This is a genomic window from Sulfitobacter sp. CW3, assembly GCF_019392245.1.
In the GTDB taxonomy this organism is placed as follows: Bacteria; Pseudomonadota; Alphaproteobacteria; order Rhodobacterales; family Rhodobacteraceae; genus Sulfitobacter.
In genome coordinates this window covers 107,852-122,552 of the sequence record NZ_JAHXRL010000009.1, presented here as the reverse complement: position 1 = coordinate 122,552, position 14,701 = coordinate 107,852, and the positions used below count along the sequence as shown (strand labels likewise).

The 14,701-nt window shown below is 57.0% G+C and carries 18 protein-coding genes; 11 read left to right on the top strand and 7 right to left on the bottom strand.

The genetic code is table 11. The annotated features are described in order from the left end of the window. Window positions 1-27: 27 nt before the first annotated feature. From KZZ06_RS17435 to KZZ06_RS17415, 5 genes are read right to left on the bottom strand one after another with little or no spacing between them, the layout of a single operon-like run. Entirely contained in the window at window positions 28-495 is a 468-nt protein-coding gene (locus KZZ06_RS17435) for a MaoC/PaaZ C-terminal domain-containing protein (RefSeq protein WP_089423364.1), read from the bottom strand. An 11-nt stretch (window positions 496-506) separates the two neighbouring features. Further along, on the bottom strand, window positions 507-1,673 hold the full coding sequence (locus KZZ06_RS17430) for an acyl-CoA dehydrogenase family protein (protein ID WP_138925313.1): 1,167 nt from the start codon (window positions 1,671-1,673) through the stop codon (window positions 507-509). Continuing rightward, window positions 1,670-2,893: a CaiB/BaiF CoA-transferase family protein gene (locus tag KZZ06_RS17425; RefSeq protein WP_308340037.1), complete on the bottom strand. Its 1,224-nt coding sequence runs from the start codon at window positions 2,891-2,893 to the stop codon at window positions 1,670-1,672. The genes KZZ06_RS17430 and KZZ06_RS17425 overlap by 4 nt, the downstream gene beginning before the upstream one ends. Before the next feature lie 38 nt (window positions 2,894-2,931). After that, window positions 2,932-3,762, bottom strand: coding sequence for an SDR family NAD(P)-dependent oxidoreductase (locus tag KZZ06_RS17420; protein ID WP_219581315.1), 831 nt, complete (start codon window positions 3,760-3,762; stop codon window positions 2,932-2,934). Between the two features lie 43 nt (window positions 3,763-3,805). Further along, window positions 3,806-4,990 (bottom strand): lipid-transfer protein, encoded by a 1,185-nt coding sequence (locus KZZ06_RS17415; RefSeq protein ID WP_138925316.1) that lies wholly within the window; start codon window positions 4,988-4,990, stop codon window positions 3,806-3,808. Window positions 4,991-5,096: 106 nt separating this feature from the next. Here KZZ06_RS17415 and KZZ06_RS17410 point away from each other — a divergent pair, with 106 nt between their 5' ends. The 7 genes from KZZ06_RS17410 to KZZ06_RS17380 all read left to right on the top strand — a co-directional run bounded on the left by KZZ06_RS17410 (window position 5,097) and on the right by KZZ06_RS17380 (window position 11,859). Beyond that, the gene (locus KZZ06_RS17410; RefSeq protein WP_138925317.1) at window positions 5,097-6,701 is read left to right on the top strand and encodes a class I adenylate-forming enzyme family protein; all 1,605 of its coding nucleotides are present in this window, start codon (window positions 5,097-5,099) and stop codon (window positions 6,699-6,701) included. A gap of 142 nt (window positions 6,702-6,843) precedes the next feature. Next, window positions 6,844-8,058: an acyl-CoA dehydrogenase family protein gene (locus KZZ06_RS17405; protein WP_219581314.1), complete on the top strand. Its 1,215-nt coding sequence runs from the start codon at window positions 6,844-6,846 to the stop codon at window positions 8,056-8,058. A 10-nt stretch (window positions 8,059-8,068) separates the two neighbouring features. Next, the gene (locus KZZ06_RS17400; RefSeq protein ID WP_219581313.1) at window positions 8,069-9,262 is read left to right on the top strand and encodes an acyl-CoA dehydrogenase family protein; all 1,194 of its coding nucleotides are present in this window, start codon (window positions 8,069-8,071) and stop codon (window positions 9,260-9,262) included. A 12-nt stretch (window positions 9,263-9,274) separates the two neighbouring features. Beyond that, window positions 9,275-10,126, top strand: coding sequence for an SDR family NAD(P)-dependent oxidoreductase (locus KZZ06_RS17395; RefSeq protein WP_138925320.1), 852 nt, complete (start codon window positions 9,275-9,277; stop codon window positions 10,124-10,126). Between the two features lie 31 nt (window positions 10,127-10,157). Then, complete coding sequence (locus KZZ06_RS17390) at window positions 10,158-10,961, top strand: enoyl-CoA hydratase-related protein (RefSeq protein ID WP_219581312.1); 804 nt, start codon at window positions 10,158-10,160, stop codon at window positions 10,959-10,961. 11 nt (window positions 10,962-10,972) lie between these two features. Next, window positions 10,973-11,461, top strand: coding sequence for a PaaI family thioesterase (locus KZZ06_RS17385; protein ID WP_089423374.1), 489 nt, complete (start codon window positions 10,973-10,975; stop codon window positions 11,459-11,461). Next, window positions 11,458-11,859 (top strand): PaaI family thioesterase, encoded by a 402-nt coding sequence (locus tag KZZ06_RS17380; protein ID WP_138925321.1) that lies wholly within the window; start codon window positions 11,458-11,460, stop codon window positions 11,857-11,859. The genes KZZ06_RS17385 and KZZ06_RS17380 overlap by 4 nt, the downstream gene beginning before the upstream one ends. Before the next feature lie 223 nt (window positions 11,860-12,082). Here KZZ06_RS17380 and KZZ06_RS17375 read toward each other — a convergent pair whose 3' ends face one another. Beyond that, window positions 12,083-12,334 (bottom strand): hypothetical protein, encoded by a 252-nt coding sequence (locus KZZ06_RS17375; RefSeq protein WP_138925322.1) that lies wholly within the window; start codon window positions 12,332-12,334, stop codon window positions 12,083-12,085. Between the two features lie 352 nt (window positions 12,335-12,686). Between KZZ06_RS17375 and KZZ06_RS17370 the strand changes: the two genes are divergently transcribed. Then, a complete protein-coding gene (locus tag KZZ06_RS17370; RefSeq protein ID WP_138925367.1) occupies window positions 12,687-12,899 on the top strand; it encodes a helix-turn-helix domain-containing protein in 213 nt (70 codons plus the stop codon). Between the two features lie 33 nt (window positions 12,900-12,932). Here KZZ06_RS17370 and KZZ06_RS22580 read toward each other — a convergent pair whose 3' ends face one another. Continuing rightward, window positions 12,933-13,172: a hypothetical protein gene (locus KZZ06_RS22580; protein WP_138925368.1), complete on the bottom strand. Its 240-nt coding sequence runs from the start codon at window positions 13,170-13,172 to the stop codon at window positions 12,933-12,935. Window positions 13,173-13,394: 222 nt separating this feature from the next. Between KZZ06_RS22580 and KZZ06_RS17365 the strand changes: the two genes are divergently transcribed. From KZZ06_RS17365 to KZZ06_RS17355, 3 genes are read left to right on the top strand one after another with little or no spacing between them, the layout of a single operon-like run. Further along, a complete protein-coding gene (locus KZZ06_RS17365) occupies window positions 13,395-13,748 on the top strand; it encodes a hypothetical protein (protein WP_138925323.1) in 354 nt (117 codons plus the stop codon). 43 nt (window positions 13,749-13,791) lie between these two features. Further along, window positions 13,792-14,412 (top strand): lytic transglycosylase domain-containing protein, encoded by a 621-nt coding sequence (locus KZZ06_RS17360; RefSeq protein WP_219581311.1) that lies wholly within the window; start codon window positions 13,792-13,794, stop codon window positions 14,410-14,412. After that, on the top strand, window positions 14,409-14,699 hold the full coding sequence (locus KZZ06_RS17355; protein WP_219581310.1) for a TrbC/VirB2 family protein: 291 nt from the start codon (window positions 14,409-14,411) through the stop codon (window positions 14,697-14,699). The genes KZZ06_RS17360 and KZZ06_RS17355 overlap by 4 nt, the downstream gene beginning before the upstream one ends. Window positions 14,700-14,701 lie beyond the last annotated feature (2 nt).

The following is a 14,701-nucleotide window of genomic DNA, read 5'->3' as shown; positions in this document are numbered from 1 at the left end:
TATGTGATCTCTCAAATTAGGTGTATTTTACTGAGTTGCGTTTAGCTGACGCAGCATGCGAAGCGGCTCGTAGACAATACATTCGCTGCCATCCGCCTTGAGCACCCGGTTTCGGCTGCGCACCAGACCACGTCCCGGCCTAGATGTTAGACGGGCCTCGATAATTTCGACTTCAACGTGGATTGTATCACCGACAAAAGTAGGCCCCTTCACACTGAAATCAGCATGAAGAAACGCCAGACCCGTGCCCTCCATCGTGTGCGTCAACAGCCCCTCGGCCATTGCGTAAACCATCACCCCAGGCACCACCCGCCCATGCGCCGCAGCGCCGTCGCGGGCATGCTCAGTATCGGTGAACAATGATTCCGTCATCCACATCAGGTTACAGAACCCAACAAGGTCAGCCTCGGTCACTGTCCGGCTGCGGGTTTCGAAGCGGGCACCAATCTCGACTTCATCGAAATAGAAGCCGGTGGTGCGCAATACATCTTTCATAGTGGCCCCTTTCAGTAGGATTTTGGCAGCCCAAGCGCCTTTTCGGCAATGAACGACATCAGCATATGCGGCGTCACCGGTACGATGTGGAACAACAACGCCTCGCGGACCAGCCGCTCAACATGATATTCCTTGGCGTATCCAAAACCGCCAAACGTCATCTGGGCCGTCTGCGTCGCCTCCACTGCGGCTTCCGCTGCCAGCAGCTTTGCAGCATTCGCCTCGACACCACATGGCTCGCCCGCATCATACAGAGCCGCGGCATGCATCACCATCAGATTGGCGGATTCGACCCTGGCCCAGGCTTTGGCAAGCGGATGCTGGATGCCCTGATTCTGCCCGATCGGACGGCCGAAGACATGTCGCTCCTTTGCATATTCCGACGCCCGTTTGATCGCGTTTCGCGCAATGCCGACGCATTCCGCCGCCACCAGTATGCGTTCGGGATTCAGACCGTGTAGGGTCTGGCGGAACCCTTGGCCTTCTTCGCCGATCATATCCTCGGCTGGAACAGGCAGCCCGTCGATGAACACCTCATTGGAATCTACCGCTTTGCGGCCCATTTTTTCGATCTCGCGCACGTCCACAAAGGTCCGGTCCAGCGTCGTGTAAAACAGGGTCAACCCCTCGGTGGGCTTTGTAACCTCTTCCAGCGGCGTGGTGCGGGCCAACAACAGCATCTTGTGAGCCACCTGCGCGGTTGAAATCCAGACCTTCTGGCCATGCACCACATACCGGTCGCCCTGTCGGATTGCCCGTGTCTTGAGCTTTGTTGTATCCAGCCCCGTCGTCGGTTCGGTTACCGCAAAACAGGCCTTTTCGCGCCCCTCCAGAAGCGGCACCAGCATCCGCTGTTTTTGCTCCGGGGTGCCGAATTTTACCACTGGATTGAGCCCGAAAATGTTCATGTGGATGGCCGACGCACCGCTGGCACCACCGCCCGATTCCGCGATGGCCTGCATCATGATTGCCGCCTCGGTTATGCCCAGTCCGGCACCGCCGACCTCTTCCGGCAATGCGATACCCAGCCAGCCGCCATCCGCCAAAGCCTTGTGTAAGTCGTGGGGGAAGCCCCCATTGCGGTCTTTTTCCAGCCAGTATTCATCATCAAAATCGGCACAGATACGCAAAACGGTGTCGCGGATTTCCTGCTGCGCCTCAGTATACCGATAAGTCATGCTTTTTCCTCGGATTCTTGCGGCATGCCCACCACCCCTGACGAGGCCAGCGCCGCGATTTCTTGTTCGTTCAAACCCAGATCGCGTAACACTGCGTGGCTGTCGGCGGCCTCGGCCCGGCCAAGCCAGCGTACGCTTCCCGGCGTGTCTGACAGGTGCGGCACCGCGCCGACCACCCGTGTCTGTTCTCCCGCTACATCCACGATGTCGCCGCGATGGGCGATCTGCGGATGGTTCACGATATCCTCGACGCTCAAAACCCTCGCAGCAACCGCGTCGTTTTTTGTAAACTCGGCCTGCACAGTGTCAAAATCACGCGCCCCAATGAACTTCTGAAGCGCGTCAAAAACCTCGGCCATATTGGCGCTGATCCCGGCCATTGTGGCAAAGCGCGGATTGTCGGCAAATGCATCCCCGGCCGCCGTGCGCAACAGACGCCGAGCGGTTTCTGCCCCGCCTGCGGATACCGTGACCCAGACACCGTCGCTGGTGCGGAACATACCGCCGGGGGCAAAGTCCATCGGTTGGCGAAGACCGTTGCGCAGCGGCGACACGGCCGCGCCTGTCAGCGCAGGCACGTGATAGTCGATCAGCCGCAACAGCCCCTCGAACACCGCGAGGTCGATGACCTGCCCTTTTGCGGTTCCATTGCCACGCGCGTGCAGCGCCAGCATGACACCCAGTGCGCCCATCAGCCCGGTGGTTGAATCCGCCGCCGGAAACCCTGGATGCATCGGCGGCCCGTTGGGGTATCCCGTCAGATGTGACAATCCGCTCATGGCTTCGGCTGCGCGACCAAAGGCCGGCGTCTTTTTCATCGGGCCTTCCTGCCCATAGCCCGAAATACGCAGGATGATCAAATCCGGGTTCCATCTGTGCAACACGTCGGGTCCGATATCAGCGCGTTCCAGCACGCCGGGCCGGAAATTCTCAACTAAAACATCACTGGCTTCGACCATGCGGCGCAGAATTGCGCGTCCTTCAGGGGTCTTCCAGTTAAGCGCCAAAATGCGTTTGTTGCGCGCCAGTGTTTTCCACCACACACCTAGCCCGTCATCCTGCGCCTTGGGGCCGAGATCGCGCATCATGTCACCGCCGCGCGGGTTTTCGACCTTGATCACCTCGGCACCGAAATCGGCCAACAAAGTCGCCGCCAGCGGTCCAGCGATCACATGACCAAGTTCGATGATACTAATGTTTTTCAACGGTCCTTGTGACACGCACACACTCTCCTTGGTCATTCAACAGCGGCGGCTATTTAGATTACAAAACCCCCGCCGCAGATCACATATTGCCCGGAAATGAAGTTCGATTCCGGCGCACAAAACAGATAGACAGCCCCTGCGGCTTCCTCGGGTGTGCCGACACGGCCCAGTGGAATAGACGTTTCCATCTGGCTTAACAGATCGGGGCTGACACCGACGCGGATGTCCTTGCCTTCAACCTTGATCGTGCTGTCCCCCTTGGCGCTGCCTTCGGTCAGGCGCGTGCGGATCGGGCCAAAGGCCACGGCATTGACGTTGACCTTGTATCGGCCCCACTCTTTTGCCATCGTTCTGGTCAGTCCGATGATGCCGGCCTTGGCAGCAGAATAGTTGATCTGCCCCGCGTTGCCGCCGGTTCCGGCGATGGACGAAATATTCACAACCTTGCGAAACACTTCCTGCCCCGCTTCAGCTTCGGCGCGGGCCTTGTCGCGGAACACTGGCGCGGCGGCTCTAAGGATCTGAAAGGGTGCTGTCAGATGAACATCTATGATGGCATGCCATTGCTCATCCGTCATTTTCTGGACTACGCTGTCCCAAGTATAGCCCGCGTTGTTAACGATTATGTCCAGCCCGCCGAAGGCATTAACGCCGGTATCAACGAACCGTTGGGCAAAGCCATCTTCGGTCACCGACCCGGCGCAGACCGCGGCCTCACCGCCCATGTCACGGATCATTTCAGCGGTTTGCGCCGCCGGATGCGCATCCAGATCGTTGACCACGATCCGCGCACCTTCGGAGGCCAATTTCAAAGCGATCTCGCGGCCAATGCCGCGTCCAGATCCGGATACCAGCGCGACGCGCCCGTCAAGCCTAGCTGTCATGTCTATCCTCCCCAACCACAGCGTCCGTGCAAATGCGCCGCCCTCATACCGCCTCGTACAGCGTCACGACACAAGCGCCCCCTAGGCCCAGATTATGTTGAAGCGCCAGCCGCGCCCCCGAAACCTGCCGGGCATCGGCCGTGCCGCGCAATTGCTGCACCAGCTCGGTGCATTGCGCGAGACCCGTGGCCCCCAACGGGTGCCCTTTAGACAAAAGTCCGCCCGACGGATTGGTTACATATTTGCCGCCATAGGTATTGTCGCCATCATCAACGAACTTTCCGGCCTCGCCACGACCGCAAAGGCCAAGCGCCTCGTAGGTGATCAACTCATTATGGGCAAAACAGTCATGCAGCTCGACGACGTTGATGTCTTCGGGGCCGATGCCTGCGGCCTCATAGACCTGATTGGCGGCCTTTTTAGCCATGCTGGTGCCAACAACTTCGCGCATATCGTGGGCATTGAAGGTTTCCGGCCCGTCGGTGGTCATCGCCTGTGCCGCAATCCGGACAGAGGAATCCAGCCCGTGTTTGTCGGCAAACGCCTTTGAACAGATAATTGCCGCCGCCGCGCCGCAGGTCGGCGGGCAAGCCATCAACCGAGTCATGACACCGGGCCAAACCACTTTGGCGGCCAGAACCTCTTCGGCGGTTACCTCAGTGCGAAACAGGGCGACCGGGTTTTTTGAGGCGTGCCGACTAGACTTGGCGCGGATCTTGGCGAATGTTTCCAGGGTGGTGCCAAACTCGTCCATATGCGCCTTGCCGGCACCGCCGAAATACCGCAGCGCCAGCGGGATCTCAGGACTGCCAACCAGATCGTCGGTTTCGTCGTCAAACGATTGGAATGGGCTTACCCGATCCTCGAACACCGACCCGATCGCGCCAGGCTTCATCTGCTCAAATCCTAAGGCCAGGACGCACTCGACCGCCCCACTTTCAACGGCCTGACGCGCCAGAAAAAGCGCTGATGACCCTGTGGAGCAGTTGTTGTTGACGTTCAGAATCGGAATGCCGGTCATGCCCACTTGATACAAGGCCCGCTGACCGCAGGTGCTGTCACCATAAACATAGCCGACATAGGCCTGCTGGATCAGGTCGTAGGACAATCCGGCATCCTGCAGCGCGCTGCGGGTGGCCTTTGCCGCCATCACGTCATAGCTTTCCGACGCGCCGGGTTTCTGAAAGGGGACCATTCCGACCCCGGTTACATAAGCCTTGGTGGACATTGAAGCCTCCCCTGATCAAAATCAGTTTCTCGTACGTATAGGACGGAAACGGTATTGGAATTTATCTAACACATGTTAGAATAATTACAATAGGTGGAGAAAAGCTATGTGCAAGGCCCCTCTGAACCAGTTGAGCAGCGGCACCGTAGCGTCCCTCGGGCATGCACCTCAAAGCGCATCACGGACGGATGTTTACCAGCTTTTCCGCAATCGTGGGTCAGCTTTACCAGATGCCATCGCAATCGAGGACTCTGACGAACGGACGACTTATGCCGCTTTGCTTTGTCGTGTCGACCAGCTGGCCGGGCACTTCGCGGGACTCGGCCTGAACACCGGAGAGCGAATCGCAGTATTGTCACGCAACCGACGCGAATATGTCGAGGTCCAACTGGCCGCCGCCGCCACGGGCTTGATCGTCGCTTGCCTGAACTGGCGGCTTCTGGCCGCGGAATTGCGCCATTGCGTAACTCTGGTTTCCCCGCGCCTGATTATTACCGAACTCGATCTGCAGGAATTGCTCGACCAGACCCCGAATATCCCGACACTGACCTTGGGCCGCGAATACGAGGACGCCCTGACGCAGGCCCCCCATTTCACCCCGGTCACACAAGACCCCGAAAACGGGCTGGTCATTCTGTATACCAGCGGCACCACTGGCCTGCCCAAGGGGGCAGTCCTAAGCCATCGAGCGATGATTGCCCGCGCGTCAGTCTTTGCCGCCGAACTAGGCCTTGCCCCAACGGACGCATTTGTCGCTTGGGCTCCAATGTTTCATATGGCCTCGACCGATCACGCTCTGTCCACGCTTTTGCGCGGTGGCACCGTAGTTATGATCGACGGCTATGATCCGGAAGCTATATGCAGGTCCATTGAAACGCATCGCATTGGCTGGCTGGTTCTGATCCCCGGCATGATCGAATCATTCATCGCCCATTTTAAAGAAAAAGGAATTACACCCATAGGTATTCGAGTCTGCGGTGCCATGGCAGATCTAGTTCCGCCGCATCAGATCTCCGAGATTACCACGTTATTGAATGCGCCTTATCTGAACAGTTTTGGCTCTACCGAAACCGGGTTGCCACCCGCCACGCGCTCTACAATCCCGATTGGCGTAACGCCTCAAATCCTGTCCAAGCAAATTAGCGCATTTTGTGAAATACGTCTGGTTGACGAAACCGACCAGGACGTGCCTGTCGGCACCCCCGGAGAGCTGTTGATGCGCGGGCCGACGTTGTTTTCCGGCTATTGGAATGCAGACGCCACCAATACCGAGGCGTTTCGCGATGGTTGGTTCCACTTGGGCGACGTGTTCCGACGCAATGCAGACGGAACACTGGGTTTCGCTGACCGGGCGAAATATCTCATCAAGACCGGCGGCGAAAACGTCTACCCCGCCGAGATCGAACGCGTGCTGATGGCCGATCCCAACGTCACCGACGCAGCCGTAGTCCGGGTGCCTGACGATCGCTGGGGCGAAGCGCCGGTGGCTTTTGTCTCACGCTCTGGCGACACTGCAACCCAGGACACGCTAATGGCCGCCTGCCGCGCCTCGCTCGCGACCTACAAGTTACCCCGCGAAATTCACTTTATTGCCTTTGAGGATTTTCCAAGGTCAACCAGCGGTAAAATCCAGCGGCACGTTCTGGAATCGTCATTACGCGCCGATCCAGGGGCAATCGAATTGCAAGAGCTAACCCGACCGGAAACGTAGATCGTTCATGAAAGCTTCAACATTGGCAAAGATACTCTGCCGACGTTGCGGCTTGGCGTAACGTCGGCCCTTGATCTTTTTTCTAACATATGTTTGATTTTCCTTGATGGCCAGACAACGGGTCCACTCCGGAAGGACGAAAATGAACGCTCACACTGGACCGTCGATTAAAGATATCGCCGCGATCAAAGCCAATTACGCCCTGAACGACGAACAGCGCGCCATCATCGACCATGTCGATCGTGTGGCGCGTGAAATCCTGCATCCGTTACAGGAAAAGATGGATGCCGAGGAATGGTGGCCAGAAGATCTATTTTCAAAAATGGGAGAGCTGGGCCTGCTGGGGATTACGGCACCGGTTGAACTCGGCGGCAGCGGCCAGGATGAGTTCACTCAGGCCCTGGTGTCGGAAATCTTGTCGAAATGGAACCCGGCCGTGGGTCTGTCACACGGGGCGCATGACAATCTGTGTCTGAACAACCTTCTGCGCAACGGGTCGCAAGGCCAGATCGAACAATACGTTCCCGGCCTGTGCAACGGCACACTGGTCGGAGCGCTTGGACTGACAGAGCCGGGTGCCGGGTCGGACGCACTGGGGTCTATGGCGACGACTGCGGTGCGCGACGGCGACGACTATGTGCTGAACGGCACCAAAATCTATATCACCAATGGACCGATCGCAGATATCGTCCTCGTTTATGCCAAGACCGACAAATCCAAAGGTGCCAAGGGCATTTCCGCCTTTATTGTCGAAACGGCTACACCCGGCTTCACGGTGGCGCAGAAACTCGACAAAATGGGCTTTCGCGGCTCTCCCACTGGCGAGCTTGTTTTCCAGGATTGCCGCGTGCCCGCCGGTAATATGATCGGGGCGGAAAACACTGGCGTTTCAGTGGTAATGAGTGGGCTGGACCTAGAGCGCGCCATGGTTGCGTCAATGTGCGTGGGTATGGCCGAACGGGCATTGGAACTGGCACTGGAATACTCGCAGCTGCGTGAGCAGTTCGGCAAGCCAATTTCACAGTTCCAGATGATGCAGTCCAAACTGGCCGAAATTTATGTCGATGTCGAAAGCGCGCGCGCCATGAGCTATCGCGCGCTGGCCGCCTGTGTTGGCTTGCCAAGAGGCGCGGGCGGGCGCGGTGAAATTCACAAGCTGACTGCCGCTGCCTGCCTTTATGCCGCCGAAGCCTTCAACCGGTCTGTCACAGCAGCCTGCCACATCCATGGTGGGTCCGGCTATATGCAAGACACTGAGATCAACCGCCTGTACCGCGCCAACAAGCTGTTGGAGATCGGTGCCGGCACGAGCGAGGTGCGTAAGATCATCATCGCCGAAGAACTTTTGCGCGGATAGGAGCAAGAACATGACCACGCATCTGCGCAACAACGCACCCAGCCACTTTGTCACCACCGACCAACAGGCCCTTGCTGATCAGGCCCACCGATTTTTCCAGTCTGAATTCCACCACCTGAACGCAGAAATGGATGACACTGACGACCTGCCCGCATCGGTTTTCCCGAAGCTGGGGGAGATGGGGTATCTTGGCTTAAATGTTTCGCCCGAATACGGCGGTGCCGGGCTCGATTTTACATCGGCTTGTGTCATCACCGAAGAGCTGTCTCGTGCAAACGCCGCGATCGGCCTTAGCCAGGTCGCGCATGACAATCTGTGCGTCAACAACATTTATCGTAACGCCAATGATGAACTGCGGCGCAAATTCTTGCCGGGGCTATGTGAAGGCAAACTGATTGGTGCATTGGGGCTGACCGAACCGGGTGCCGGGTCGGACGCCCTAGGCTCGATGCGCACCACCGCCCGCAAGGATGGCGGCGACTACGTCCTGAACGGCACCAAAATCTATATCACCAACGGTCCGATCGCAGACATCGTTCTTGTTTACGCCAAAACCTCGCCAGAAAAAGGTGCCAAGGGGATTTCTGCGTTCATCGTTGAAGCGGGGACACCCGGCTTCAACGTCGCTCAAAAGCTGAACAAAATGGGCTTTCGCGGCTCGCCTACCGGCGAGTTGGTTTTTGATGAGTGCCGTGTCCCCGTGGAAAATATGGTGGGCCTGCCCGATACAGGCGTTGCCATCACCATGAGCGGGCTTGATCTAGAGCGCGCAATTGTCTGTTTTAACGCAATGGGTATCGCCCGTCGCGCTCTGGAGATATCCATCGACTATGCCAAGACGCGGCAGCAATTTGGAAAGCCAATCGCCAGTTTCCAGATGGTTCAGGGGATGTTGGCCGACATGTACACAGAAATAGAGGTCGCCCGGACGCTGTCCTTTCGTACTGCGGCAATGTGCGAGGGTCTCGAAGAGGGCGCAGGTGGGCGCGGCGAGATTCACAAATTGACCGCCGCTGCGGTTTTTAAAGCCGCTGCGGCGACATCGTTTGTGCTGGACAGGGCGGTGCAAATTCACGGTGGCGCGGGCTATATGCGCGACACCGAGGTGAACCGGCTCTACCGCACTGGCCGGGTTCTCGAGGTCGGTGCAGGCACGCAGGAAGTGCGCAAGCTGATCATCTCTGGCGAACTTCTGAAAAACTGACGGGCTAGCAACATGATTTCACAGACACACCCACGTTATGCGCCCGACCTGATGGCCGGTCAGGTGGCGCTTGTCACCGGATCGGGCTCTGGCATGGGGCGGGCAACCGCGCTGGAAATGGCCGGTTGCGGGGCGCGACTGGCCCTGTTCGCACGCCGGTCGGAACCATTGGAAGAAACCGCCAAAATGATCCGCGCGCGTGGCGGCGACGCCTTTGTCGTGCCCGGCGACACCCGCGACGAGGACACCATCGAAGCCGCCATGCTGAAGATCAAGGACCACTACGGACAGCTGGACGTGCTGGTCAACAATGCGGGCGGCCAATATATCGCCGCAGCACGTGACATTACCAACAAAGGGTTCGAGGCGGTGATCCGCAACAACCTCATCGGTTCGTGGCAGATGACGCGTGCGGCGGCCGATCATTTCATGTTTGAACGCGGCGGGTCGGTGGTGTTCGTCACAGCGATTTCCGCACGCACGGCACTAACCGGATTTACCCACACCGTTGCGGCGCGTGCCGGTGTCACCGGCATGATGAAAACGCTGGCGGCCGAATGGGGCGAATATGGCATCCGGCTGAACTGTGTCGCTCCCGGCACAATCAAGACCGACGCCCTTGGCCGCTATCCGATTACGTCCGAGCAGTGGCAAATGCTGAACCGCTCGGTCCTGAACAGGATGGGCACAGCCGAAGATATATCGGGCATGATCATCTATCTTGCCTCCAGGTTGGGTGGCTTCATCACTGGCGAGGATGTTTACGTCGATGGCGGTGAAACGCTTCACCTGGGCCACGACGCCCGCGATATGATCAACCCTGAACTGTTTGAACAAAGAAAACGCGGCGACGGCAAAGAATAACTGCCCCACCCCACACTGAAAAGGAACGCAGATGACCGATCCGATCGTCCTGCTAGACATTAAAGACCGTATTGCAACGGTCACCCTGAACGACCCCGACCGGCGCAACCCGATCACCGGCAATAACATGATCGAGGCTATGCTGGACGTCTTTGATCAGGTGCAGCGCAACCCGGATGTCAGCGTGATGGTCCTGACCGGGGCGGGGTCCGCCTTTTGCGCCGGTGGCGACATTAAGGCCATGCACAACAAAACCGATCAATTTGGTCTACCGCCTCTTGACGTCGCGGAGAGCTATATCAATGGAATTCAGCGTATCCTGATCGCGCTTTATAATCTGGATGTTCCGACAATCGCTGCTGTGAACGGCGCGGCGGTCGGTGCCGGGTGTGACCTGACCATGATGTGCGACATGCGGATCGCCTCGGAGAAGGCAAAGTTCGGTGAAGTCTTCCTCAACCTGGGGATTATCCCCGGCGATGCGGGCAGTTGGTTTCTGATCCGTCGGCTGGGCTATCAGATGGCAGCCGAACTGACGTTTTCGGCGCGGATGATAGACGCGGCCGAAGCGCTGGACCTTGATATGGTGCTAGAGGTTGTGCCCCACAACGATCTGATGGCCAGGGCGCGCGCAAAAGCCGCCGTCATTGCCGCCAAGCCGCCGCGCACGGTGCGCACCGCCAAAAGGTTGTTGCGTAATGCCGAGCGCATGGATCTGCCTGATTTTCTGAACACCGCTGCCGCCTATCAGGCACTCATGCACCAAACCGGTGACCATCACGAAGCACTGTCGGCTTTCCTGGAAAAGCGTCAGCCGACATATTCGGGGAAATAGGGCATGCTGCAATGAGTGATACCAAAGATGCAGAACGGTTTGCGATGATCGCAAGCGTCTGGAATTCGAGGGCCAAGGGCCTGATCGCCGAGATGGACTTAAAGATCGAACGCGCCGACCGGCAAGGCGTTGAAATACGGATGCCATTCAACCCAGATTTCTGTTTGGATGAAGAAGGCACAATGTTGCACGGCGGTGTCCTGACAGCACTCCTGGACAGCGCCTTTGGGCTAGCCAACTTTCTGGCGATCGACGACGTCCAGACAATGGCAACCCTCGATCTGCGTGTCGACTATCTGCGCCCGGCAAGTTCGCGTGCCGACGTCATTGTGTTTGCCGATTGCTATCGGCAGACCCGACACATCGCATTCGGAACCGGAAAAATCTGGTTTGACACCGCTGATTGCGAAGAGGTCGCCCGAGGATCGGCAACCTTTGCCCTGACACGCGGAAAGGGCAGTTTGTTGGATAAAATGAATACAGGAGGCCCAGGCGGATGAAGCTCAGCGACATACAGGCGCGATGTGATCGTGTGCCGTTCTTCCGTCACTTGGGTTTTTCAGTAACTGAAGCCAACGACACGCATTTTGTGGCACGTATGCCATTCGAACAGCGACACATAGGCAACCCCGTACTTGATACATATCATGGCGGGATAATTGCAAGTTTTATGGAAGCAATTGCCTCGTTGACCGTGTTGGATGATCTAGAATCACCTCCATCGAAACCGATCAATCTGACCGTTGACTATCTTCGACCCGGGCTGCCGGGCACGTTGAACACACGCGCCACGGTCTCGCGTAAAGGTCGGCGAATGGCAAGCGTCGAAACCATTGCCTGGCTCGAAGATGAGGGAAAGCCAGTCGCAAAGGGCCTATTCCACTTTCTGTTGGTCTGATTCCAATGGACCCTCAAAAGGGCACCTCTAAAAATTGCCCCGGCCTTGGCGCTCCGACATGATGGGACAGTGAACAGGCAGATGGAGATGCATTGATGGCACAGACGGCACTTGCCGATCTTTCTGACCGTTACCCATGCTTGTTTACGAGGACCTCCGCCAGCAAACCTAACATGTGTGCGCTTTTGCGAATTTGGTTCTCTTTCAATCAGCTAGCCCACTATCAGCTGCTATTGCTTGACGGCTTTCGAAGAACGCCAAGAAGGGCAATCACATCTACTGGTGACGTTTTTTTGGCCCTCGCTATCACCTCTGGGCATAATTCAGGATCAATGAACGCGGCGGCGCCTTTCTTGCCAATCCAAAGGATCGACAGCTCAGAAATCTCCCAGGCGTACACCCAACCAACCGTGTGCTTGCCATCGGGTCCAATCAGCCGAGCAATGGGTGATGCTTCTTCGTTAAAATGGGTCACTATCTAATTCACTTTGGACTTGCTGGCCGGATGTCGGGATGCCAGAAAACTGCTTGGTTTCGTGGGTTTGAGAGGTTACCTAAGAGCGGTGGCGCGAGAAATTCGCTGGCTGGAGACCGCCTCGACTTGAATGCTTTTGATCATGAATCCTGAGAGGTACTTCGGCCTCGTTTGATAAAATGGCGTTGTCAAAATTCATGCCCAACCCTCACGTGCAATCTCCACTTTGTACTCGCCTATCATGGCGCTGGACCCCTATTCGGGAAATTACCAGCCGAAGACAATAGTCTACCATACGAATGTAGAATATATTGCGTGGTTAAATACTCTACATCCGGGCTCTGCCTTTGGCATGAAGCTACGGATACAACTTGGTCTAAATATTCAGGAGGCGCGCCGATCCAAGGGGTTCAGCCAAGAAACCCTTGCACATCGCGCAGACATTGATCGCGGCTATATTGGCAAGATCGAGAACGCAAAGCATGCCGCGTCGATCGATATGGTCGAAGCGATTGCGGAGGCATTGGATATTGAGGCGCAAGAACTTCTTAAGCCTAGAATTTGATTGCGTGCCATTTCCACCGCCGGGCGGGCAAGGCTAACGTTCAACCAACCCCAAGAACCGCCCATATTCTTCGCTAACTTCACGCGCTTCCTGAAACGCGCGTGCCCTTTCGCTGTCAAGGCAGCGGAAATAGCTCTGAATGTCCTGAATGTAGGCCTCAAAGTCGTTCCGGATGAGGTCTGCGTATTCTTGAGCAGCTTGCGGGTCGTTCGGCACGAAAGGCCGTGAGGGCGCAAAACAGGTTTCTGCTAACGCACTATCGGCTAGAAACATGAGAGACACGATAACGAGCACACAGCGATTTTGCTGCATACGACTGCGCCAAAACGACCATGTAACCTTGAAAGAATCCACTCTGCATGCCTAATGGGTGCGCAACCACAGTACAGCCGCAACACATAAATATATCTTGCGGATTATAATATACTATCGTACCTCTGGGCTTCAAGTAGAAATGCCCAGCGTTACGCCTTTTGAGAAAGCGTGAGCCGAGCCATGAACTGGGAAGTCGAAGCACCAAATGTGGTCACGGAGGCTAGATTCCGCGAACTTGTGGAAAGCGGCTATAGCGCCGAAATCTTGTGCCAGGAATCTGCGCACAAGAAAGGTCCGAGCTATTACGGCATCTGGATTATGCGTGCCGTTTCTGACGACGGTGTGGAAAAGCTATTGGTCACGGCTCGGACCCGCACAACTCACAACGATATCAAAATCCGCGAATTCAAAACCATCACGGGTGTTGTGTCTTTCCTTGTTGGTATCGGCTTCTCGCATGCCGATGTCCCGCTCGAAGAAGGGCAGCGGACCACGCATAAGCTCAATGCACCCGTTAAAGGCGGCAGCGACTAGCCTTCTCTTCATTTGGCTGCTTGCACCACCTGCTTCAGCCCAAATGGTTCTGGTCATGGAGAGCGACGGCTCACTGACCGCCACGCAATCCCAAAACAGCTTTGCACGGAATTACAACGACGGCGTAGGCCAAGGCTCGGCGGCCGATGCGCTGGCTATATTTGATGAACCTGATGTTGTCCCAACAACAGAAGAAATCCGCATAGCCGCCATCGCGCCGCGTGCTCCCCTGCCCCGTGCGGATGTTCTTACGGCGATTGAGGCCACAGCGCTACGTTATGGCAGCCATACCGGTTTGCGCAGCGCGGGACTTTCGGTTTCAGACTGGCTCGTTCTCTTCCGCGCCAACATAGAAATCGAAAGCGCTTACCGTCAGAGTGCCGTTTCCAGCGCTAGTGCCATTGGCCTTGGACAGCTGATGCCTGCAACCGCCCGCGATCTTGGTGTCGATCCGCGTGATCCGCTGCAGAACCTCGATGGTTCCGCCCGCTATCTTGCCATGATGCTGGAGCTATTCGGCGATCCGCGTCTTGCATTGGCAGCCTACAACGCCGGCCCCGACGCCGTGCGGCAGTACAACGGCATCCCCCCTTACCGAGAAACCCAAAATCATGTGGCCCGCGTCATGGCGGTGGTCGCTCGACTGGAAGGAACAAACCCATGAGACATGTTACACGCGCTTTCGCGGCATCATTGGCGCTTTTCTTACTGATCGCAGACCCTGCAATTGCGCAAAGCATCGACCTCTCCCCAATTCAAAGTTTGCTACAGGGCATCGTCGATGCTCTGACCGGCCCACTTGGCGTCGTGATCGCCACGCTGGCCGTCTTAGGGGTGTTCCTCAGCTGGTTCTTCAACATCATCGATCTGCGGCAAGCGCTTTGGGTTCTGGTTGGCATCGCTGGTGTTGCGGCAGCCCCCACAATCGTCGCAGCCGTATTTGCAGGATAGCA

Coding starts and splice junctions, on each gene's coding strand:
- KZZ06_RS17360 (WP_219581311.1), top strand. CDS start 13,792: ATGGTTCTGGTCATGGAGAGCGACGGCTCACTGACCGCCACGCAATCC.
- KZZ06_RS17405 (WP_219581314.1), top strand. CDS start 6,844: ATGAACGCTCACACTGGACCGTCGATTAAAGATATCGCCGCGATCAAA.
- KZZ06_RS17395 (WP_138925320.1), top strand. CDS start 9,275: ATGATTTCACAGACACACCCACGTTATGCGCCCGACCTGATGGCCGGT.
- KZZ06_RS17365 (WP_138925323.1), top strand. CDS start 13,395: ATGAACTGGGAAGTCGAAGCACCAAATGTGGTCACGGAGGCTAGATTC.
- KZZ06_RS17420 (WP_219581315.1), bottom strand. CDS start 3,762: ATGACAGCTAGGCTTGACGGGCGCGTCGCGCTGGTATCCGGATCTGGA.
- KZZ06_RS17435 (WP_089423364.1), bottom strand. CDS start 495: ATGAAAGATGTATTGCGCACCACCGGCTTCTATTTCGATGAAGTCGAG.
- KZZ06_RS17385 (WP_089423374.1), top strand. CDS start 10,973: ATGAGTGATACCAAAGATGCAGAACGGTTTGCGATGATCGCAAGCGTC.
- KZZ06_RS17410 (WP_138925317.1), top strand. CDS start 5,097: ATGTGCAAGGCCCCTCTGAACCAGTTGAGCAGCGGCACCGTAGCGTCC.
- KZZ06_RS17355 (WP_219581310.1), top strand. CDS start 14,409: ATGAGACATGTTACACGCGCTTTCGCGGCATCATTGGCGCTTTTCTTA.
- KZZ06_RS17400 (WP_219581313.1), top strand. CDS start 8,069: ATGACCACGCATCTGCGCAACAACGCACCCAGCCACTTTGTCACCACC.
- KZZ06_RS17415 (WP_138925316.1), bottom strand. CDS start 4,990: ATGTCCACCAAGGCTTATGTAACCGGGGTCGGAATGGTCCCCTTTCAG.
- KZZ06_RS17390 (WP_219581312.1), top strand. CDS start 10,158: ATGACCGATCCGATCGTCCTGCTAGACATTAAAGACCGTATTGCAACG.
- KZZ06_RS17380 (WP_138925321.1), top strand. CDS start 11,458: ATGAAGCTCAGCGACATACAGGCGCGATGTGATCGTGTGCCGTTCTTC.
- KZZ06_RS22580 (WP_138925368.1), bottom strand. CDS start 13,172: ATGTTTCTAGCCGATAGTGCGTTAGCAGAAACCTGTTTTGCGCCCTCA.
- KZZ06_RS17370 (WP_138925367.1), top strand. CDS start 12,687: ATGAAGCTACGGATACAACTTGGTCTAAATATTCAGGAGGCGCGCCGA.
- KZZ06_RS17430 (WP_138925313.1), bottom strand. CDS start 1,673: ATGACTTATCGGTATACTGAGGCGCAGCAGGAAATCCGCGACACCGTT.